Consider the following 19882-nt stretch of genomic DNA (forward strand, 5'->3'; position numbering starts at 1 on the left):
CTACTTCGGAGTCGGCAGGCGCAGCACCGAAACGCTGTTGCCTTCGATGACTGCGGCAGACAGCGCACCGCCATAAACGGCCGCAGTGTCGACGTTGGTGCGATATTCGCGCAGGTCCGCTTCGCGCACCGGTGTGTGGCCATGGACCACATGGGCCGGCAGCGGGCCGGTATATTCGAGAAAGTCGTCGCGGATCCAGATGAGGTCCTGAATGTCCTGCCGGTCGAGCGGCACGTCCGGCCGGATGCCCGCGTGGACGAAGAGCGTGTCCCCGATGGTCTCCGAGCGCGACAGGTTGGACAGGAACGCCCTGTGTGTCGGCGGCAAGGCAGCCTGCAACAGGGTTTGCACCGCGTGGGGATTTTGCGGGTGCTCGGCCGGGTCAACGCCATAGGACCGGCACGTGGCCTCGCCGCCGAAGCTCAGCCAGCGCGGCAGCATGCTCCCGTCGCTGAGGGCCGACAGCATGGCGTCCTCATGGTTGCCCAGGAGGCAGTGACGCGTGCGCCCATCGCATGCAGGCTCCATCAGCCGCTCGATCACGCCATAACTGTCCGGCCCGCGGTCGATATAGTCGCCCAGGAAAATTTCGGTGACGGGACCCGGACACGGGTTTTCGGCAAGATGCGCGTCGATCATGTCGAGCATCGAATCCAGCATCGACTTCATGCCGTGGATATCCCCGATGGCGTAAACCCGCTGTCCGGGTGGCAGGTTCGGTCTCATGGGCGGTCCTTATCGGCGGTGGATAACACGGCGACACTTGCAAGCGCGGGCGCCTTGGCGGAAAACGCGGCCATCGAAGGAGCCCTCCAATGCCAGATCTTGTTCTTTTTGCTGCCGTGCTCGCGGTTGCGGGCGCGCTTGCCGGGCTCATAGCCGGCCTTCTGGGGGTCGGCGGCGGAATCGTCATCGTGCCGGTGCTGTTTTATCTGCTGCCTGCTGCAGGTGTTCCCGAGGATCTTTGCATGCACATGGCTGTGGCCACGTCGCTTGCCACCATCGTCACCACGTCGATCATTTCGGCAAGGTCCCATTATAAGCGCGGCGGCGTGGATGTGGCGCTGCTGAAGGGGCTGGCGCCGGCGATCGTCCTTGGTGCGGTCATAGGTGTCATCTTGGGCGGGAAGGCAAGCGGATCAACGCTCACGCTCATCTTTGCTGTCATCGCACTGATCGTGTCCGTCCACATGGCGTTTTTCAAGGGGCGCCAGATCGGCACGGGCGGCGTGCCCGGGCAGCCCGTTCGCTCGTTGATCGGGCTGATCATCGGCGGCATCTCCGTTGTCATGGGCATTGGCGGGGGAACGCTGTCGGTCCCGATCTTCAGCCTCAGCGGCATGGAAATGCGCCGGGCCGTGGGCACGGCCGCTGCCATCGGCCTGTTGATCGCGCTGCCGGGCACCATCGGGTTTGCCATCACCGGCTGGGGCGAACCCGGCTTGCCGCAGGGCAGTGTCGGCTATGTGAGCCTCATCGGCTTTGCGCTGATTGCCCCGCTCTCCATGCTCTTTGCCCCGCTGGGCGCAAAGCTTGCCCACACCATTCCGCAGGTGTGGCTGTCGCGCGTGTTCGCTCTGTTTCTTGTTGCCACCAGCATCAAGATGCTTACGTCGCTTTAGCAGGCCGAAGATGCGCGCAATCGCGCTCTTCCAAACGCGGGTTCGTCTCAATATGGCTGCGCCATGACGGCTGACACGCTCAATTCCGGCTCGAACCGGCGGCGCCCCCGCCGGAACGGCACCCGCGGCGGGGCGCGGTGGCTCGTCCTTCTGGCGGGCGTGCTGACCCTTGCCACGCTGCTGCCGCTGATTTCGCTCATCGTCACCGCCTTCCAGTCCACCGGCGACGCATTTGCCCACTACGCGCAGACGGTGCTGCCGGGCTACATCGGCACGACGGTCATCCTCGCTGTTGCCGTGGGGATCGGCGTTGCGGTCACTGGGGTGAGCGCGGCCTGGCTTGTCACCATGTGCCGCTTTCCGGGGCGGGCTGTGTTCTCGTGGCTTCTCGTCCTGCCCATCGCGATGCCGGGCTATGTGAGCGCCTACGCCTACACGTATCTTCTGCAACACCCGGGTCCGGTCCAGACGGCGCTGCGCGACACCTTCGCCCTTGGCCCGCACGACTACTGGTTCCCCAACATTCGCAGCACCGGCGGGGCGATCTTCGTCCTCACCATGGTGCTTTATCCCTACGTCTATCTTCTGGCGCGGGCAGCGTTTATCCAGCAGTCCGCCGCCGGATTCGAAGCGGCGCGCACCCTGGGCCGCAGCGCGTTGCAGGCATTTCTGGAGGTGGCGGTGCCGCTGGCGCGCCCGGCCATTGTCGCCGGCGTCGCGCTCGCCGTGATGGAAACGCTGGCCGACTACGGCACGGTCTTCCACTTCGGCGTCTCCACCTTCACCACCGCCATCTACCGCACATGGTTTTCCATGGGCGACCGGGTGGCCGCAGTGCAATTCTCGCTCATCCTCGTGTCGTTCGTTCTCATCGTGATTGCGCTGGAGCGGATCGGCCGGCGCGAGAAACGCTACTCGGAAAGCCGGGCCGGGCGGCCGATGTCCCGCATGAAGCTCTCAGGCTGGCGGGCAGCCGCTGCCATCTTCGCCTGCGTCCTGCCGGTGGCCTGCGGGTTCGTCATCCCGGCGCTCACGCTCCTGCTCCTCGGCATCTCCCAGCATGCCGACTGGTTCGATGCGCGAACCGCAACGCTGATCACCAACACCCTCACGCTGGCCGCCATTGGCGCTGCCATCACCGTGTGCGTGTCGGTGATCATCGCCTATGCGCGGCGCCTGTCGACCCGGCGGACCACCAGGGTGTTCGGCCAGCTCGCCAGCTTCGGCTACGCCGTGCCGGGTGCCGTCATTGCGGTGGGGCTCCTCATTCCCTTCGGCGCGTTCGACCGATGGCTGAACGGCGTGATGGTCGCCGCGTTCGATATTCGCACAGGGCTCCTCCTCACCGGCACCTTCGCTGCGGTGGTGTTTGCCTATCTTGTGCGGTTTCTGGCGGTATCGCTGAATGGCGTCGAGGCAGGCCTTGCGCGGATCTCGCCATCGCTGGACGGCGCCTCGCGGACGCTGGGGTCCGGTCCGCTGCGCACCTTCTTCCGCGTCCACGCGCCGCTTCTGTCCGGCGGGCTCCTGACCGCCTTCCTGATGACATTCGTCGACATCATGAAGGAATTGCCGGCAACCTTGATCCTGCGGCCATTCAACTTCGATACGCTTGCGATCCGCGCCTTCCGCCTCGCCTCGGACGAACGTCTGGCGCTCGCCTCCGTCCCGTCCCTGATGATTGTCGCGGTGGGTCTGGTGCCGGTGATCGTCCTTTCCCGCCAGATCACGCGGAGCGAACGGCGCGACAGCACCGAGCACCGCACCGAGACCGAAATCGCGCCCGCGATCGCACCCGATCCGGACGCATGGTCGCCTCCGCCCGAACACCAGGCGGCACCGACGGAGCAAAGTCCGCTCACGCCGCATTAATCGCGGTTGCCGGCACCGCAAAGCTCTGCCACTTCTTGGTGCATGGCAGTTTTCCCTTTTTCGGCGATCGTCGGCCAAGATGACATGAAGCGCGCGCTGACGGCGGTGGCCATCGATCCCACCATCGGCGGCGTCCTGATCTTCGGCGATCGTGGCACCGGCAAATCCACCGCTGTGCGTGCCCTGGCGGCAAGCCTTCCACCCATCGACGCGTATGAGGGCTGCCGGTACAACTGCAACCCTGCCGATCCCGCCGAGGCGGGCGCGTGCGCGGACCGCGGCCGCGCCGGCAAGAAGAGCCGGCAGACCGTGCCCGTGGTCGACCTGCCGCTTGGCGTCACCGAGGACCGTGTGGTCGGCGCGCTCGATCTGGAGCGCGCCCTTGCCACCGGCGAAAAGGTGTTCGAGCCGGGCCTTCTGGCCAAGGCCCATCGCGGCTTTCTCTACATCGACGAGGTGAACCTCCTCGAAGACCACATCGTCGACATCCTGCTCGATGTGGCCGCTTCCGGCGTGAACGTGGTGGAGCGCGAGGGCCTTTCGGTGCGGCACCCGGCGCGCTTCGTCATCGTCGGCAGCGGCAATCCGGAAGAGGGGGAGCTGCGGCCCCAGCTCCTGGACCGCTTCGGCCTCGCCGTCGACGTGAAGACGCCGGACAACCTTGCCGACCGCGTGGAAATCCTGAAACGGCGCGACGCCTATGAGCGCGACCGGGACGGCTTTGTGGACGCGTGGAAGAAAGACGGCGAGCGCAACCGCCGCCGGATTGTCGCGGCCCGCAAGCTCCTGCCGGACGTGGACGTGCCGGAGGACATCCTGTCTCTCGTGGCCCACATCGGCATGACACTCGGGACGGACGGCGCGCGCGGTGAGCTGACCCTCATGCGGACGGCACGGGCGTTCGCGGCGCTGGAGGGCCGGCAGTGCGTCACCCAGGCCGATGTGCAGAGCGCCGCACCGCTGGCGCTCACCCACCGCCTGCGCCGTGACCCCCTGGACGAAACCGGCTCGGGGGTGCGCGTCGCGCGGGCGCTTCAGTCGGTCTTCGAGGCCGATGCTGCGGCCTGATCCGGCGGCCACCGCCGGGCTGGACCTTGTGGGGCTGGCAACCGCGCTGGCGTTCGGCGCGCCGGGCACCTTCGGCGGCATTGTGCTGCGCGGGCCGTTCTCGCCCGTCCGCGATGCCGGGCTTGCCGAGCTTCAGGGCGCGGTGCGCATGCCCTTCGGCGCGGACCGGACGGCTCTTCTGGGCGGCATCGACCTTGCCGCAACGCTGCGGGCCGGTACGCCCACCCACGCCAGCGGTCTGCTGGAGCGGCTCGGCGGGCCGCTGATCGTCCCGTCTGCCGAGCGGATGGAGCCGGGCACCGCCAGCATCCTTGCGCAATTTCTGGACGGGGACGGCCCGGCAGCGCCGCAGCCCATCCTGGCGCTGGACGAAGGGGAGGGCGACGACCCGCTGCTCGACCCGCGCCTTTCGGAACGTCTCGCCTTCACCCTCCCGTCAGACATCGACCTCGCGCCACCGCATCCGTTGCCGGCTGGCTGGCGCGATGTCGACGCCAGCGACGAACTTGTCGGCGCGCTGTCCTCCCTTGCGCTGGCCGCTGGCCGGACCTCCATGCGCGCAGCGGTCCATCTGGTGGCGGCGGCCAAGGCCATCGCCGCGCTGCACGGGCGAGACGCCATCGACGACGTGGACGCCGGCACCGCAATTGCGCTGGTGATCGGCCAGCTGGCCCCGCCGCCACCGCCGCCCGAACCCGACGAGCAAACCCCCGCCGACCCGCCGGACGATGCCGAAACGCCGGATACCGGCGACGACACAGACGCGCCGCCAGAACCCGGCGACAAACCCGATGGCGACGAGGACAAGACCGGCGGCTCCACCGAAGACAAGGTGGTGGATGCGGTTGCGACCGTGATCGACGCTGCCGCGTTGGCTGGGCTGCGGACCACTGCGCGCCGCGGCGGGTTGCAGGGCCGCATGGGCCAGAAGACGGCGGGCATGCGCGGCCGGCCCAGCAGCGTGCGTCAGGGCGCGCCCGGCCGCAACGGTCGCCTTGCCCTGGTGGAGACCTTGACGGCGGCTGCGCCCTGGCAGCGCGTTCGCGGCGCCAACGAAGGACGCCTTTCGGTGCGGATGGAGGATCTCAGGATCCGCCGCACCATCGCCAAGGCGGGTACGTTGACCATCTTTTGCGTCGATGCGTCCGGCAGCCAGGCCTTTGCCCGGATGGCCGAGGCCAAGGGTGCGGTGGAGACGCTGCTGGCACGGGCCTATGTGCGGCGTGACACGGTTGCCCTCATTGCCTTTCGCGGCACGGGGGCGGACGTTCTCCTGCCGCCCACATCTTCGCTGACGCGCACCAAGCGGGCGCTGGCGGCGCTGCCGGGGGGCGGCGGCACCCCGCTTGCGGCCGGGCTGGAGGCCGCCTACCGCATTGCCGCCAGCGCCCAGCGCGACGGCCGCGAGCCGACGCTCGTCTGCCTCACCGACGCGCGCGCCAACGTCACCCTCTCCGGCGAAGGCGGACGCGCGCAGGCGGGCGAAGATGCCCGGACGCTGGCCCGTGCCATCCGGGCAGCGGGCATTGCCGCGCTCGTTATCGACACCGGCGCGCGGCCCGGCGCGTCCGCCCGCACGCTGGCCGACGCGATGGGCGCGCGCTACATGCCGCTGGGCCGTGCCAGTGCCCAGGCCATCGCCGCCGCCGCATCCGCCCTCGCGGTCCCCGCATGACCGGGCTTCAACCACAATGCTGAGCAATCACGACAAGCCCGATTTCGAAACCGACGGCCGCAACTGGCCCCACCGCGACAAGAGCCGCTTCGTCACCGTCGACGGCCTGACAATCCACGCCCAGACTATGGGCGAAGGACCGGACATTCTGCTCCTGCACGGCACGGGCGCCTCGACCCATTCGTTCCGGGACCTGATGCCGCTTCTGGCACCCACCTGGCGGGTGACCGCCATCGACCTTCCGGGCCACGGCTTCACCGGCACGCCCCCCTTCACGCAGATGACGTTGCCCGGCGTTGCACGAACCGTCGGGGCCTTCCTGCGCGCGGAGGGGCTTTCGCCGGTTGCCATCGTCGGGCATTCGGCGGGGGCCGCGGTGGCGGTGCAGATGGCCATTGCGGGGGATGCGGCGCCGGCCCATGTGATCGGCTTCAACGCCTCGCTGAAGCCGTTTGCGGGCGCCGCCGCGCCGATCTTCTCAACGCTCGCCAAGATCCTGTTCGTAAACCCGATGACGCCGCGCCTGTTTGCCGCCGGCGCCAGCAAGAAGCGGATCGACAAGCTTCTGGCGGACACCGGCTCGCAGGTTTCGGCCGAGGGCGCGGCGTATTATCGGACGCTGTTTCGCCGCTCAGGCCATGTGAATGGTGCATTGTCGATGATGGCAGGCTGGGATCTCGTGCCGCTCCGGCGCGCCTTGCCGACGCTTGGTGCGCGGCTGACGCTGGCGGCGGCGGCCAACGACAAGACCATTGCGCCCGCCGTATCGGTGGACGCTGTCGCCAAGGCGCCCGATGCGCAGCTGATCCGCCTGAAGGGCCTTGGCCATCTGGCCCATGAGGAGGCGCCGGAAAAGGCCGCCGCCATCATCGAGGCGGCGCTGGCCAAGGCTTGAACCGGGGGTGGTGCCTCAGCGTGCGACGCCGAGTTCGGTCAGGTACGCAACGGCATCCGGCAGCAGGGCCTTGTTGCGGATCTCGATGATCAGGCGCGGCCGTTCCAGCGCATTGCCGTGATCGAGCTGTGACGTTTCGTGCAGGACGCGGAAGATGTGCTTCCAGCGCAGGTGACCGTCGCCGGGGATCCAGTGGCGGTCGGCGTAGCCATCGGTGTCCTGAAGGTGGACATGGGCAAGGAGTTTTCCGGCAGCGCGCACATAATAGTCCACCGGCGGCGCATTGTGGCGGCCATGGCAATAATTGGCGTGCCCGGTGTCCAGCGAGACGCGAATGCCGGGGCTGTCGAACGCCTTGACCATCTCCACCCGCATCGCAGGCTCGCAGTCCTGAATGTTCTCCACCACCAGCGGGCAACCGATATCCGCCGCGCGCTTCACCGCCGGGGCGACGTTGTCGTGAAATGCTTGCACCAGACGCTCGCGCGCATCGGGCCAGTCGTCGAGGTTGTGATAATCCCAGACCGAAACGGGGCTGTGCACCACCATGTGGCTGGCGCCAATCGCCTCGCACGCATCGAGTGCACGATCGAACCGCTTGTGGATGATGGCGCGCACATCGGGGTCGCTGGCGGAGAGGCTGAACCCTTCGTAGGGGCCGTGGATGCCCCAGCGGCCCTCGTGCCCGCTGAGAAGACGCTTCACCTCGTTGGCGACGGGGCTCCAGTCGCCAGCCAGAATGGCGGGCTTGCGAAAATCCTGAATCTCGACGTCGCGCCCGGCGTCCCGCACCAGCGCAAGGTGTTGCGCAAGCTCCGCCGTGGTCAGGGCAACGCCGAGCGTGGGGAGGGCAGCACTCATGGGGGACAAGCTCCGTTGGCCGCACCGGATCTCCGGTGCAGCCGAGACAGTTTTATGACGCGCCGGGTCAGCCGCGGCCGACGAACGGCATCTTGGTTGCCATGATGGTGACGGTCTGCGCGTTGGCCGAAAGGTCGAGGCCGGCCATGTAAAGGATGGTGTCGGCGACCACGTCCACATCCATCAGCGGCTCTTTCTTGATCTCGCCATCGGCCTGGGGCACGCCGTCGGCCATCCGGGCGGCCATTTCGGTGAGGGCGTTGCCGATGTCGATCTGGCAGCAGGCGATGTCGTGCTTGCGGCCGTCGAGGCTGATGGTTTTCGTGAGGCCGGTGATGCCGTGCTTGGAGGCGGTGTAGGGCGCCGAGCCCGGCCGCGGCGCATGCGCCGAGATGGAGCCGTTGTTGATGATGCGGCCGCCCTTGGGGGACTGGTCGCGCATCATGCGGTAGGCGCGGTTGGCCATCAGGAAGGCGCCGTCGAGGTTGAGGCCGACCACCTTGCGCCAGTTCTCGAATTCCAGATCGCCAAAGTCGGTGCCGGGGTGGTTGTTGCCGGCGTTGTTGAAGAGCACGTCGAGGCGGCCGTGCCTGTTGGCGATCGCCTTGTAGAGGGCGTCGACGGAGGCGGGGTCGCTGGCATCGCAGGAGACGGCGAGCACGTCACCCTCGGCGTCCGCGGCAACCGCGTCGAGCTTGTCCTTCGAGCGCGCGGCGATGACGACCTTGGCGCCATGCTTGGCGAGCTTCAGCGCGCAGGCCTTGCCGATGCCCTGGCTGGCACCGGTGACCAGAATGATCTTGTTTTCAACGCCCACAGCGATTCCCTCGAACTTGTTGTTTCGTCGTGGGTCGCATGTTGGGGCCGCCTTATCAACGACGATCGCGGCGCGCTGCCGCATCCACCGGCTTCGCGGCGGGAATACGGGTGCCCGCGGATGGCACCCGCTGGTTGTGGGCCTGCGGTTTCCCCGTCAGGCGGGCTCGCCGACCGGGCCGGGGGGGAGCTGGGTCCACGCCTCGCCGGAGGCAACCACGCAGGCCTTGCCGCCGGGCATGGTGAGGATTGCGGTCCACGAGCCATTGGGGGAGGCGTAAAGCTCCAGAACGCGGCGGTCGCCCTGCAGGCCGAACGAGCGCTGGGTCTCGCTGAACTTGTTGGCGAGGATCTTGATGATTTCCGTGCGCTCCTTGCAGACGGCGCTACCGGCCTGCGCAGGGCTGGCGGCAAAGGCAAAGGCGGCGAGGGCGAGGGAGGCGAAAAAAACGGTCTTCCGCATGGTCTTCTCCAATAAGGCGCCGGCGGCCTGTGCGTTGCGGCCACCTAGGCTCGATTTGCTGTCATCATCTCTTTATTGCGTCTCAACATTAGATTGTGCGCGATGCGCCGGGCATAAATATCGGCCTACTCATTGGCGACGTGCCCATTCGGCAGTTTATTGATTGTCCCTGACGAGCTGATCGCCAGGGAAAGCTCCCGGTCTGCCGGTTCTTGCCGTGTGGCACCCCCGTGCTGCCCGGCAGGGACAAAGGGGGATAGAAGCGCCACAAGCTGCGTCTGTTCACCCTGCGGGCTCCAGCTGTCGCGGGGCTGACCAAACATTAGACAAGCACAAAAAACTGGCAAGCGCGGTAAAGTCGCAATTCCCCCGATTTCGCTGGATCAGTGCCTGTTCAGGGTCTGAACTTGCGCGCTGTGTCCGCCATGCCACGTTCCGCGCATCCGCAGCGTTGTGACCGAGCCGGGCGGATCAGTCCGGCGCGTTCCTGTCACGGTCATACGGCCGATGCATGAAACGCCGCACCGTGGTGCTTGCGGCAATCGAGGCAGTGGCAGACGCCAACGCGGTCAGGGGGGCCTGATGCCACGAATCGCAAATTCTGGCAGAGGCATCCGCCGTCGTACCGATCCTCGCGATCCGTCATTCCCATGCAGTCTCCCATTTTGGCGGGCGGAGGTCAGTCGGGGCGGTCGCCCGCCGCAACGGCCTGCATCATGGCCCACTGGCGCGGCAGGATCTGCTTGATGTCGTAGTCGGTTGCGATGGTGTCGCGCGCGGCCCGCTTGAGGCGTGTTTCGTCCACCTCGCCGCCCAGCACAGCCTCCACCGAATCGGCAATCCGGTCAGCATCGAAGAAATCGGTCAGCACGCCGTTGATGTCGTTGGCGATCAGCTCGCGGACCGGCGCAGTGTCCGAGCCGACCACAAGCGCACCGGCCGCCATCGCCTCCAGCATCGACCATGAGAGCACGAACGGCACTGTCAGATAGACGTGCGCCTTCGTGATTCGGAACATCGCCTGCAACGTCGAAAGCGGCACAAGCCCGAGGAAGTGAATCCGGCTTTCGTCGAGGTCCAGGGTTTCGAGCGCATGAACGCGGTGGGTCTTGCCGTCGCTGCGCTTGCGGCCGTAGGCGACGCGGTCGTTGCCGGCGATTAGGACGTGGAGATTGGGCCGCCTTTTCTGCAGCTTGGCCACCGCCTCCATGAACTGCGGAAAGCCCCTGTAAGGCTCCATCCCGCGCGCCGTGTAGGTGATCACCTCGTCGCCGGACATGAAGGTGTGGTCGCCAACCGTGAGGCTCGCCTCCGCCGGGGAAAAGAAATCGCAGTCGACGCCTTCATGCAGCACCGAGATGTTGCTGCGCAGATGCTCGGGAAACTGGCTCCACTGGAAGCGCGTGGGGGAGCTGCCCCAGTCCATCGTGGCGAGGTCGGCCAGGATCGGCAGGTTTTTCATGTGCGCGCGGGCGGCCGCATCGTGGGTGATCGGCTCCAGGAAGTCGGCGTCGGTCCCGCGGGAATGATAGTACCACTCGAACAGGTTGAGGATCTTCGTTTTCGGCCACAATTCCTTCAGCAGCATCGACGGTCCCCAGCCCGAGTGGGCGCAGATGAGGTCCGGTTGATAGCCCTGCTGGCTCAGCGGATAGAGCGCCTGGAACACCGACTGTGCGTTCAGCACCGCACGCTCGGTCGCGACCAGTGTCGGGTGGATCTTGGGCGTCACGTCCCGATGGGGGGTGTAGTCGACCCGCTTGACGTTGAATTGCTGGCGGTTGGTCGCCAGCGTGCACGCCATCATCTCGACGTCGGGCATCCCTTGAAGGTGTGCCGCGATGCGCCGGTATTGACCGGGAAAGTTGTTGTGAAGGAATAAAATGCGCATGGATGGGCCGCTTTCGTGATGGCATTCACCCTAAAGCGGTGCATCAGGTTCACCAAACCGAAGCGTGGCAGGTGTGAGGCGGTCATCGCCGTGTTGCAAAAGTGCCCGGCTTAAACGACAGTGGCGCGCGCCGTGCCCTGTCGGCTTTTGCCGGGGCGGGCCTGCGAAAGAACCGATCCGAGGACGCCTGATGCCCACCCCGATTCTGATGCCTGCTCTGTCACCCACGATGGAGGTTGGCACCCTCGCCAAGTGGCTTGTGAAAAAGGGCGACACCGTCAAATCCGGCGATATCGTCGCCGAGATCGAAACCGACAAGGCAACCATGGAAGTGGAAGCCGTCGACGAAGGCACCATCGGCAAGCTCCTTGTCGAGGAAGGCACGGCGGACGTTCCGGTCAACGAGCCCATCGCGATGCTGCTGGAAGAGGGCGAGAGCGAGGACGACCTCGACGGTGCTCCGAGCACCGCGCCTGCAACAAAGCCCGCCGCGGCGACCGAGCCGGAGAGCGCCACCGACAAGTCTCAGGCTGCTGCCGAGACAAAGCCCGGCGGCAGCGCGTCTGCAGCACCGGCCGCGCCGAGCGCTGGCGGTGACCGCGTGTTTGCCTCGCCGCTCGCCCGCCGCCTTGCCGAATCGGAAGGTGTCGACCTTGGCGCCGTGAAGGGCACCGGCCCCCACGGCCGCATCGTCAAGCGCGACATCGAGGAAGCCAAGGCTTCCGGCAGTGCCGGCAAGAAGGCATCGCCCGCCGCAGCCCCGGCCGGGCAGAAGGCAGCGCCCCCCACCGGCGCCCCCGCCGGCATGAGCGACGACCAGATCCGCGCCATGTTCCCGGACGGCGAATTCGAGGAAATCCCGCACGACGGCATGCGCAAGACCATCGCGCGCCGCCTGGTGGAATCGAAGCAGACCATCCCGCATTTCTACCTGACGGTGGATGTTGAGCTGGATGCGCTCCTGAAGGTCCGCGGCGAAATGAACGGCGCTGCCCCTTCCGACAAGGACGGCAAGCCCGCCTACAAGCTCTCGGTGAACGATTTTGTCATCAAGGCCATGGCGCTGGCGCTGCGCGATGTGCCGATGGCCAACGCCACGTTCACGTCCACCGCGCGGCTCATTCACAAGTCAGTCGATGTGGGTGTCGCCGTGTCGATCCCGGACGGGCTCATCACCCCGGTGATTCGCAAGGCAGACACCAAGACGCTTTCCGCCATCTCCAACGAGATGAAGGATCTGGCCAAGCGTGCGCGGGAAAAGAAGCTCCAGCCGTCCGAATATCAGGGCGGCTCCACGGCCGTTTCCAACCTCGGCATGTTCGGCATCAAGGATTTTTCCGCTGTCATCAACCCGCCGCACGGGTCGATCCTCGCCGTCGGCGAAGGCTCCAAGCGGGCTGTGGTGAAGGACGGCGCGCTGGCGGTTGCCACCGTGATGACCGTGACGCTGTCGGTCGACCACCGCGCGGTGGACGGGGCGCTGGGCGCACAGGTGCTGCAGGCCTTCCAGCGGCTGGTGGAAAACCCGATGCGGCTCTTCGTCTAGCCGGCTGCGCGGCGGCATGGCCGCCGCGCCTGCCTCAGCGGGAAGGCGCCATCAGCGCTTTTGCGGGGCGATCCCGAGGCGCTGAAAGCCCTCCATGCGGGCCGGCCGGCGCGAACTCAGCCGGCGCGAATTGACACCAGCCCACGAAATCTCGCCCGAAAGCCGCCCGTACTCGATTTTCGGGCAGCGATTCTGAATGACCGTGATCCCGGCGGCCTCCGCCTTTGCGGCAGCTTCGTCGTTGCGGATGCCGAGCTGCAGCCAGATCACCTTCGGCAGCGGGTCCAGCGCCAGCGCCTCGTCGATCACGCCCGGCACCGCATCGGATGCACGGAACACGTCGACCATGTCGATGGGTTCCGGCACGTCGGCGAGGCTGGCGAAACAGGGGCGGCCGGCAATGTCCCCGCCCGCGCGGCCGGGGTTGATCGGGTGAACGGCATAGCCCTTCGCCACCAGATATTTCAAAACGAAGTAGGATGGCCGCACATTGTTGGCCGAGGCCCCCACCATCGCAATGGTCTTCGTCTGGTGGAGAATGCCGCCGATAAGATCGTCATCATAATGGTCGTGGTTCATAGACGTCGCTCAAAGATGGCGCGGACCACCGCGGCCCGCCCGTTGTGGCCGCTGCCTTCGTCCAGCACCGTCTCCGTCTCTTCCATCAGAAGCGGGGTGAGGCTGGAAAAATCGGCACGCAGCATGTCGATGGTATAATACAGCGCCGGATCGCCGGGGCCGCCCGAATTGTGGATCGCCTTCAGTGCCTGCTGGCCCGGCGCAAACGCCTCCAGAACCAGAATGCCGCCGGGCGCCAGCGCGCGCGCCAGAGCGCTGTGCACCTCTCGCCGCAATGCCGGCGGCAGGTGCAGGTAGATTGCGGTGACGAGATCGAACGCGCCCTCGGCAGGCGGCACCTTGCGCAGATCGCCGGGGCTTATTTCGACCTCCAGGCCCGCCACGTCAGCCCGCGTGCGGACCTGGCTTGTGGCCACCGCAGAGAGGTCGTTCATGGTGACCGCAAAACCCTCGGAGGCGAGCCACAGGGCGTTGCGGCCCTGGCCGTCCGCGGCCGCAAACGCGCGGCCCCCGGCGGGAAGCCGGTTGCGGACCGATGTCAGGAAGGCGTTGGGCCGCTCGCCGAACGCGGCCTCCTCGCGGCTGTAGCGCGCGTCCCAGAAGGCGGTGCGGTCGTCGCTGCGCGGATCGGGCTCGGCCCATCGGGCGGGCCGCTTCTGGGCAAAGGCCTGCAATCCCTCGCGTCCATCGGGCAAGAGAAGATTGTCCACCATTGTGCCCGCGGCTCTGGCGTAGGCCTCGGTCAGCTCCAGCGGGCGCGTCTCGTTCACCGAAGCCTTGCCGAGGGCAAGCACCGTGCCCGAATGGGCCGCAATTTTTTCGGCCAGCGCCATGGTCTGCGCTGTCAGAGTGTCCGCGGGCACGGCGCGATTGACGAGGCCGATCCGGACCGCTTCAGCAGCATCGATCAGGCTGCCGGTCATCAGCATCTCGGCTGCATGTTTCGGCGCAACCGTGCGGGTGAGCGGCACGGCCGGGGTGGCGCAATAAAGGCCGAAGGTCACGCCGGTGGTGCCGAAGCGCGCGGTATCGGCACACAGAGCCAGATCGCAGGCGGCAACGAGCTGACATCCGGCGGCGACAGCCGGCGCATGCACCTCGGCAATGACCGGCTGGGGCAGGGTCGCGATCTTGCCCATCATCGCGCCGCAGGCGCGGAACAGCTGCTCGAAATAGGCGCGGCCGCCGTCGGCATCGTCGTGGTGGGCGGCCATGCCCTTCATGTCGTGCCCAGCGCAAAAGGCCGGACCATCGCTTGCAATCACGATGACCGTTGCCGTGCAGTCCAGCGCATCGGACAGGGCCGCAATCATTTCGGGGGTGAGCAGGTTGCGTTGCTGCGGCCGGTTAAGCACGATGCGCCGGATGGCGCCGTGATCTTCGGCGAGAACGTATGGGGTCGCGGTCATGGCATCCATGGCACGAAGGGAAGCGCCGGGGAGGCCGGGCTGTCAATGACCGCGGCATCCGCGGGCGATACCGGCGGCCCGGACGCAATGACGCACGATGCAATTGCGCACTATCTGGTGAGCGCCTTCCCGCAGGTGTTCACCGCCCACGCCATCGAACTGACCGCGGCAGACGGCGGCACCGCCACACTCACGCTCACGCCCGGCGAACAGCACCTGCGCCCCGGCGGCGTCATCTCCGGCCCGACGCTGATGATGCTGGCAGACGCCGCCGCCTACGCCGCGCTCCTGTCCGTCAGCGCTGCCGCCAAGATGGCGGTGACCTCAAACCTCAACATCTCGTTCCTGCGCGGCGCGCCTGCCGGGGGCGCCATCGTACAGCATGCCACCGTGGTGAAGCGCGGCCGGCGGCTCAGCGTGATTGTGTGCGAGGCGGAAACTGCGGAGGGCACGCTGATTGCGCACACCACCACCACCTACGCGATGCCGGCGGCCTAGGCTTCGGACCCAATCAGGGCTGGGCCTGCGTTGGTCAAAACCGGGCGAGATGCGCTGCGGAAGGCGAGGAAGGACATGCCGAGCATATTCGATGAGGCTTTCGCCCGCAGCTCGGCCGGTTCTGGCCAACCCTTCGGGCGCCGTCTCGGCTCGCCGTGGCTGCGTTGCGCGGCCTTGAAAACCCGCCGGGTTTCCTGCGTCCACACGCCTTGCCGCGGCGAGCCGAGACGGCGCGCAGGCCCTGCCCTGATTGGGTCCGGAGCCTAGGCCGTGGCCTCCAGCAGCGTCGCAACGCTGGCGCGTTCGGGCCGCAGCGCGGTGGGTGCATCCTGGCCAAGGGTGTTGCGGATTGCATCGGCAAGGGCGAGCGCCGTCTCCTCTGCTTCCGGGGATACTGCGAGGCGGACGCTGATGGTCCCGAGATCCGGCAGACCGCATTCGGCGCCGACCCGTTCCAGCCCCGGAACCCGGTAGCTGGCGGGGAGGGGGCAGATCGCCAGGTCGGCATGCACCGCCGGCACCTGCGCGTAGGAGTAGGTGGACGAGTAGGCCAGCCGGTGCGGCACACCGGCCCGCTCCAGCGCATCGCGTGCGGTGTGGCGCCAGTAGCAGCTCGGCCCCGCCAGTGCGACGGGCAGCGGCCGCCGGTCCTTCGCCGTACCGCCGACGCGCCCCAGCCACACCAGCGGCTCCACATGAACGAGCTCGCCCACAAGGTCGCCGACCGAGCCGCCTTCGAGGAGCGCAACGTCGACCTGCCCGCTTTCGATTCGGGACAGGAGCACCTGGCTCGTCTCGACCATCACCTCGATCTCGGCATCGGCGCAGACTGCGGCGAACGCGCTCAGCGCGCGCGGCAGAAGCCGCAGCTCGAAATCATCCGGCACGCCGATCCGCACCAGCCCGCTCAGCGCCGGTCCGTTCACCCGCGCCAGAGCCTCTTCGTGCAGCGAGAGGATGCGCCGGGCATAACCCAGAAACTCGGAGCCGGCGGCGGTGATTCGCACCGTGCGGCCTTCCTTTGCGAACACCGGCTTGCCGATCTGCTCTTCCAGCTTGGCCATCTGCATGCTGACGGCCGAGGGCGTGCGGTGTACGCGCTCGGCGCCGGCGCGAAAACTGCCAGTCTCGCAGATGGCAACGAAGGTGCGGATCAGCTCGGCATCCAGGGTGGCAGCGGCCATATGATGCTCCGTTCAGTTTTTTTGATCTGTGCGATCAATTCAATTCGTTCGACTGATCGATCATGCGCGCTCATATGGGTGTCAGTCAACGACGACATGGAGCGAAACGATGGCACTCATGATTGGCACTGTGGTTGTGAAGACGATCGATGCGGCGGGCACAGTTGGCCGCGGCATCAAGGCGTGGTGGAACGACCGGCACAAGCGCCGCGCCCTGGCGCAGCTCAGCGTGATGTCGCCGAGCCAGCTCGATGATATCGGCCTGACGCAGGCGCTGGTCGATGCCGCACTTCAGGATGCGAGGCCCGCGAAGGCTCTGGCGCTGGCCTATCGCAAGGCGCAGGCGGAGAAGGCGCGCGAGCGGTTGCCGCTGCGGCAGGATAACCTGCCTGTGGTAGCATATTACCATCCGGCCAACGTACTGAAATCGCTTTGGTTTTAGATTGTAGTTGACGTGTCCGGCGCGGGCGTGCATATGCGGCGCACGCTGCGCTCGCCGCGGCACGTTATTCCTCCAATCTTGGTGTTCCGGGCTATGACAACCGTATCCGCAAAGCCTGCGGAGATTGAAAAGCAGTGGATCGTGATCGACGCGACCGACCTCGTGGTCGGCCGCCTCGCTTCGCAGATCGCACTGCGTCTTCGCGGCAAGCACTTGCCTTATTTCACTCCGCACGTCGATTGCGGCGACAATGTCGTCGTCATCAACGCGGAAAAAGTGCGCTTCACCGGCCGCAAGGTCGAGCAGCAGATCTATTACAAGCACACCGGCTATCCCGGCGGCATCAAGGAGCGGACTGCAAAGCAGCTCCTCGAAGGTCGTTTCCCGGAGCGCGTGCTTGAATCTGCCGTCAAGCGGATGATGCCCCGCGGTCCTCTCGGCCGCCAGCAGATGCGCAACCTGCGGATCTACGCCGGTGCCGAGCATCCCCATGAGGCGCAGCAGCCCGCCGCGGTCGACATCCGCGCACAGAATTCCAAGAATGTGAGGCCGAAGTGAGCGACACCGTCCAGTCCCTCGAAGATCTCGGCGCCGCCATCGGCCAGGAAGGCGGCGAGGAGACTCAGTCCGCACCGGTCCATGTGCAGAAGCTCGATTCGCTCGGCCGCGCCTACGCCACCGGCAAGCGCAAGGATGCGGTTGCCCGCGTCTGGGTGAAGCCCGGCACCGGCAAGATCACGGTCAACAAGAAGACCTACGAGACGTATTTTGCCCGTCCCGTGCTGCAGATGGTGATCCGTCAGCCGCTGATCGTCGTCTCCCGCGACACGCAGTACGACATTGTCGCAACCGTGTCCGGCGGCGGTCTCTCCGGCCAGGCCGGTGCAGTGCGTCACGGCATCTCCAAGGCGCTCACCCACTATGAGCCCGAGCTGCGCGGCACGCTGAAGCGCGTCGGCTTCCTGACGCGCGACAGCCGCGTCGTCGAGCGCAAGAAGTACGGCCGCGCAAAGGCCCGCCGCTCCTTCCAGTTCTCCAAGCGCTAAGCGCTGGAACTGGCCGGGCGGCTCTCGAAGCCACCCGGAAGGCGATACAAATTCCGGGGCGCGCGGTTCATGCCGCGCGCCCTTTGTCGTATTCGGGCAGGGACCGCAAAGTGCGGCGCTGCATTGAAAGGGCGCACCGGACGGGCGCAAGGCGAGGCCCGGCGGGCCAGGCGAGGAGAGACAGCATGAAGATCGCGATCTACGGGGCATCCGGCTACACCGGGGCCGAGCTTGTCCGCCTGCTTAGCCGCCATCCTGAGGCGGAAATTGCCGCAATGACGGCGGAGAGCAACGCCGGCCGGCCCATGGCGGAGGTCTTCCCGCAGTTCTCGGCGCTTGCGCTGCCGACGCTGCAGAAGATTGCCGACACCGATTTGTCGGACATCGACGTTCTGTTCTGCGCGCTGCCCCACGGGACCACGCAGGAGGCGATCGCTGCCGCCATCGCCGCCAAACCGTCCATCAAGGTGATCGACCTGTCGGCCGACTTCCGCCTGTCGGACACGGCCGCCTATGCACACTGGTACGGCCACACCCATCTGGCGCCGGAGCTACAGGCCGAGGCCGTGTACGGCCTTACCGAAATCCACCGGGACGCGATCCGCGGCGCACGGCTGGTCGCCAACCCCGGCTGCCACACCACCACGGCGCTGCTACCCCTGATCCCGCTCGCCAGGGCCGGCGCCATCGACCTCGACCACATTGTCATCGACACCAAGACCGGCATGTCCGGCGCAGGCCGTTCGGCCAAGGTCGGCATGCTCTTTTCCGAAGTGTCGGAGGGGCTTCACGCCTATTCGGTCGGCGGGCACAGGCACACGGCCGAGCTTGACCAGGAGCTTTCCGCCGTCGCCGGTCGCGAGGTGCTGGCAAGCTTCACGCCGCACCTCGCCCCCATGAACCGGGGCATCTACTCCTCGATCTACCTCGTCGGTGACGCTTCGGCGATGCACGCGATCCTCGCCGAACGCTATGCCGACGAGCCTTTCGTCACCGTGCTGCCCTTCGGTGAACCGCCCCAGTCCCGCCATGTCCGCGGCTCGAACTACACCCGCATCGGCGTCTGCCGTGACCGGCGGGACGGCCGGGCCATAGTGATGAGCACCACCGACAATCTGGTGAAGGGCGCATCGGGTCAGGCGATCCAGAACATGAACGTCGTCATGGGTCTCGACGAGGCGACCGGGATCGGCCAGCTGGCGCTGTTCCCGTAAGTTCAGGCCTCGCGGGCGCCGCCCGGCGCCGGTGCGGCGGAACGGTCAGCCGTAAATTCTCGCCCGGATCATCTGGGCGAGCCACTGCGCAAGCTTCGGATCCACCATTGCCATGTCCTGCCGGCCCCGCAGAAGGAACGGGCCGAGGAGGCTGTGCGGCTGATAGGGGACATCCGCCTTGGTCTCGAAGCTGGCAAGGACCGTGCCCGCGCCGTCGCGGACCGTCACGTCCGCCCGGACACGGTTGACGGTACCGATGATGAGGGCGTTCACGCCATCGGTGTACCAGACCTGCGTGATGACGACGTTTACCGTTGCCGGCGTGCCGGGCTTGCCCGTGCCGACGAGCTGGCGCTCGGTTTCCCGGTCCACCATCCGCACCAGTTCGGCCGGTCCATCATAAAGGGGGGCGGTGGTCACGCGCACATTGGTGATCCGGATGGGGCCGGATGCTTCGTTGACGGTCTGGCAACCGGCGACGAGCGCAGCGAGAAGCAGAACGGAGATCAGTAGAGCACGCATGGATGAACCTTCCTCGCACGGCCTTTCCTGTGTGAGCCTGCCGGCGCGCGAAATCCATCGTCCGTCTGACGCACCGCAGCCCGCACCGCCCCAAGCGGTGACACTGAAGCGTTGATGCAACAGGGTATCGCCGCGGTCCGTCCGACCGGGTCGCGGGCCGGCCCGTCCACGAAGCCGGACATTGTCAAAATGCCAATGCCTGTGATTGTCGCGGGACCGGCGGTTTGCGCCATCGGAAGCGTGTTGTGCCGTCTTCCCAAATGGCCTGATATATGCAGT

20 protein-coding genes and 1 pseudogene are annotated in these 19882 nt (G+C 66.7%); 11 read left to right on the forward strand and 10 right to left on the reverse strand.

Annotated features, from left to right (window positions below; genetic code table 11):
* Positions 1–726: a metallophosphoesterase family protein gene (locus RDV64_RS18905; protein WP_309196515.1), complete on the reverse strand. Its 726-nt coding sequence runs from the start codon at positions 724–726 to the stop codon at positions 1–3.
* Positions 727–815: 89 nt separating this feature from the next.
* On the opposite strand from RDV64_RS18905, the gene RDV64_RS18910 reads away from it, so the two are divergent.
* From RDV64_RS18910 to bchO, 5 genes are all read left to right on the forward strand, one after another.
* Complete coding sequence (locus tag RDV64_RS18910) at positions 816–1622, forward strand: sulfite exporter TauE/SafE family protein (protein ID WP_309196516.1); 807 nt, start codon at positions 816–818, stop codon at positions 1620–1622.
* Positions 1623–1685: 63 nt separating this feature from the next.
* Positions 1686–3494 (forward strand): iron ABC transporter permease, encoded by a 1809-nt coding sequence (locus RDV64_RS18915; RefSeq protein ID WP_309196517.1) that lies wholly within the window; start codon positions 1686–1688, stop codon positions 3492–3494.
* Positions 3495–3536: 42 nt separating this feature from the next.
* Entirely contained in the window at positions 3537–4562 is a 1026-nt protein-coding gene (bchI, locus tag RDV64_RS18920) for a magnesium chelatase ATPase subunit I (RefSeq protein ID WP_309196518.1), read from the forward strand.
* On the forward strand, positions 4549–6237 hold the full coding sequence (locus RDV64_RS18925; protein WP_309196519.1) for a VWA domain-containing protein: 1689 nt from the start codon (positions 4549–4551) through the stop codon (positions 6235–6237). The genes bchI and RDV64_RS18925 overlap by 14 nt, the downstream gene beginning before the upstream one ends.
* A gap of 16 nt (positions 6238–6253) precedes the next feature.
* Positions 6254–7132 carry an alpha/beta fold hydrolase BchO gene (gene bchO, locus RDV64_RS18930; RefSeq protein WP_309196520.1) on the forward strand — a complete coding sequence of 293 codons (879 nt, stop codon included), beginning with the start codon at positions 6254–6256 and terminating at the stop codon, positions 7130–7132.
* Positions 7133–7147: 15 nt separating this feature from the next.
* On the opposite strand, the gene RDV64_RS18935 is transcribed toward bchO, so the two are convergent.
* The 5 genes and pseudogenes from RDV64_RS18935 to RDV64_RS18950 all read right to left on the reverse strand — a co-directional run bounded on the left by RDV64_RS18935 (position 7148) and on the right by RDV64_RS18950 (position 11094).
* Positions 7148–7993, reverse strand: coding sequence for a sugar phosphate isomerase/epimerase family protein (locus RDV64_RS18935; protein ID WP_309196521.1), 846 nt, complete (start codon positions 7991–7993; stop codon positions 7148–7150).
* A 67-nt stretch (positions 7994–8060) separates the two neighbouring features.
* Entirely contained in the window at positions 8061–8810 is a 750-nt protein-coding gene (locus RDV64_RS18940; RefSeq protein WP_309196522.1) for an SDR family oxidoreductase, read from the reverse strand.
* Positions 8811–8966: 156 nt separating this feature from the next.
* Complete coding sequence (locus RDV64_RS18945; protein WP_309196523.1) at positions 8967–9272, reverse strand: hypothetical protein; 306 nt, start codon at positions 9270–9272, stop codon at positions 8967–8969.
* Positions 9273–9771: 499 nt separating this feature from the next.
* Positions 9772–9918 (reverse strand): annotated as a pseudogene (locus RDV64_RS23895) (GFA family protein); the annotation flags it as partial.
* A 33-nt stretch (positions 9919–9951) separates the two neighbouring features.
* The gene (locus tag RDV64_RS18950; protein WP_309196524.1) at positions 9952–11094 is read right to left on the reverse strand and encodes a glycosyltransferase; all 1143 of its coding nucleotides are present in this window, start codon (positions 11092–11094) and stop codon (positions 9952–9954) included.
* Between the two features lie 259 nt (positions 11095–11353).
* Here RDV64_RS18950 and RDV64_RS18955 point away from each other — a divergent pair, with 259 nt between their 5' ends.
* Complete coding sequence (locus RDV64_RS18955; protein WP_309196525.1) at positions 11354–12709, forward strand: pyruvate dehydrogenase complex dihydrolipoamide acetyltransferase; 1356 nt, start codon at positions 11354–11356, stop codon at positions 12707–12709.
* 51 nt (positions 12710–12760) lie between these two features.
* Here RDV64_RS18955 and RDV64_RS18960 read toward each other — a convergent pair whose 3' ends face one another.
* A complete protein-coding gene (locus RDV64_RS18960) occupies positions 12761–13288 on the reverse strand; it encodes a CoA-binding protein (RefSeq protein ID WP_309196526.1) in 528 nt (175 codons plus the stop codon).
* Positions 13285–14697 (reverse strand): enoyl-CoA hydratase-related protein, encoded by a 1413-nt coding sequence (locus RDV64_RS18965; protein WP_309196527.1) that lies wholly within the window; start codon positions 14695–14697, stop codon positions 13285–13287. Before RDV64_RS18965 ends, RDV64_RS18960 begins: the two co-directional genes overlap by 4 nt.
* Positions 14698–14742: 45 nt before the next feature.
* Between RDV64_RS18965 and RDV64_RS18970 the strand changes: the two genes are divergently transcribed.
* Positions 14743–15195, forward strand: a complete 453-nt coding sequence (locus RDV64_RS18970; protein ID WP_309196528.1) for a PaaI family thioesterase — start codon at positions 14743–14745, stop codon at positions 15193–15195.
* A gap of 263 nt (positions 15196–15458) precedes the next feature.
* Here the strand turns inward: RDV64_RS18970 and RDV64_RS18975 are convergent, their stop codons facing one another.
* Positions 15459–16379: a LysR family transcriptional regulator gene (locus tag RDV64_RS18975; protein ID WP_309196529.1), complete on the reverse strand. Its 921-nt coding sequence runs from the start codon at positions 16377–16379 to the stop codon at positions 15459–15461.
* A gap of 118 nt (positions 16380–16497) precedes the next feature.
* On the opposite strand from RDV64_RS18975, the gene RDV64_RS18980 reads away from it, so the two are divergent.
* From RDV64_RS18980 to argC, 4 genes are all read left to right on the forward strand, one after another.
* On the forward strand, positions 16498–16821 hold the full coding sequence (locus tag RDV64_RS18980) for a DUF1127 domain-containing protein (protein ID WP_309196530.1): 324 nt from the start codon (positions 16498–16500) through the stop codon (positions 16819–16821).
* Between the two features lie 93 nt (positions 16822–16914).
* On the forward strand, positions 16915–17379 hold the full coding sequence (gene rplM, locus RDV64_RS18985; RefSeq protein ID WP_309199545.1) for a 50S ribosomal protein L13: 465 nt from the start codon (positions 16915–16917) through the stop codon (positions 17377–17379).
* On the forward strand, positions 17376–17867 hold the full coding sequence (rpsI, locus tag RDV64_RS18990) for a 30S ribosomal protein S9 (RefSeq protein ID WP_309196531.1): 492 nt from the start codon (positions 17376–17378) through the stop codon (positions 17865–17867). Before rplM ends, rpsI begins: the two co-directional genes overlap by 4 nt.
* Positions 17868–18052: 185 nt before the next feature.
* Entirely contained in the window at positions 18053–19081 is a 1029-nt protein-coding gene (gene argC, locus RDV64_RS18995) for an N-acetyl-gamma-glutamyl-phosphate reductase (RefSeq protein ID WP_309196532.1), read from the forward strand.
* A gap of 45 nt (positions 19082–19126) precedes the next feature.
* Here argC and RDV64_RS19000 read toward each other — a convergent pair whose 3' ends face one another.
* Positions 19127–19603, reverse strand: a complete 477-nt coding sequence (locus RDV64_RS19000) for a hypothetical protein (RefSeq protein WP_309196533.1) — start codon at positions 19601–19603, stop codon at positions 19127–19129.
* Between the last annotated feature and the right edge of the window lie 279 nt (positions 19604–19882).

The organism is Acuticoccus sp. MNP-M23 (genome assembly GCF_031195445.1).
Taxonomy (GTDB): domain Bacteria; phylum Pseudomonadota; class Alphaproteobacteria; order Rhizobiales; family Amorphaceae; genus Acuticoccus.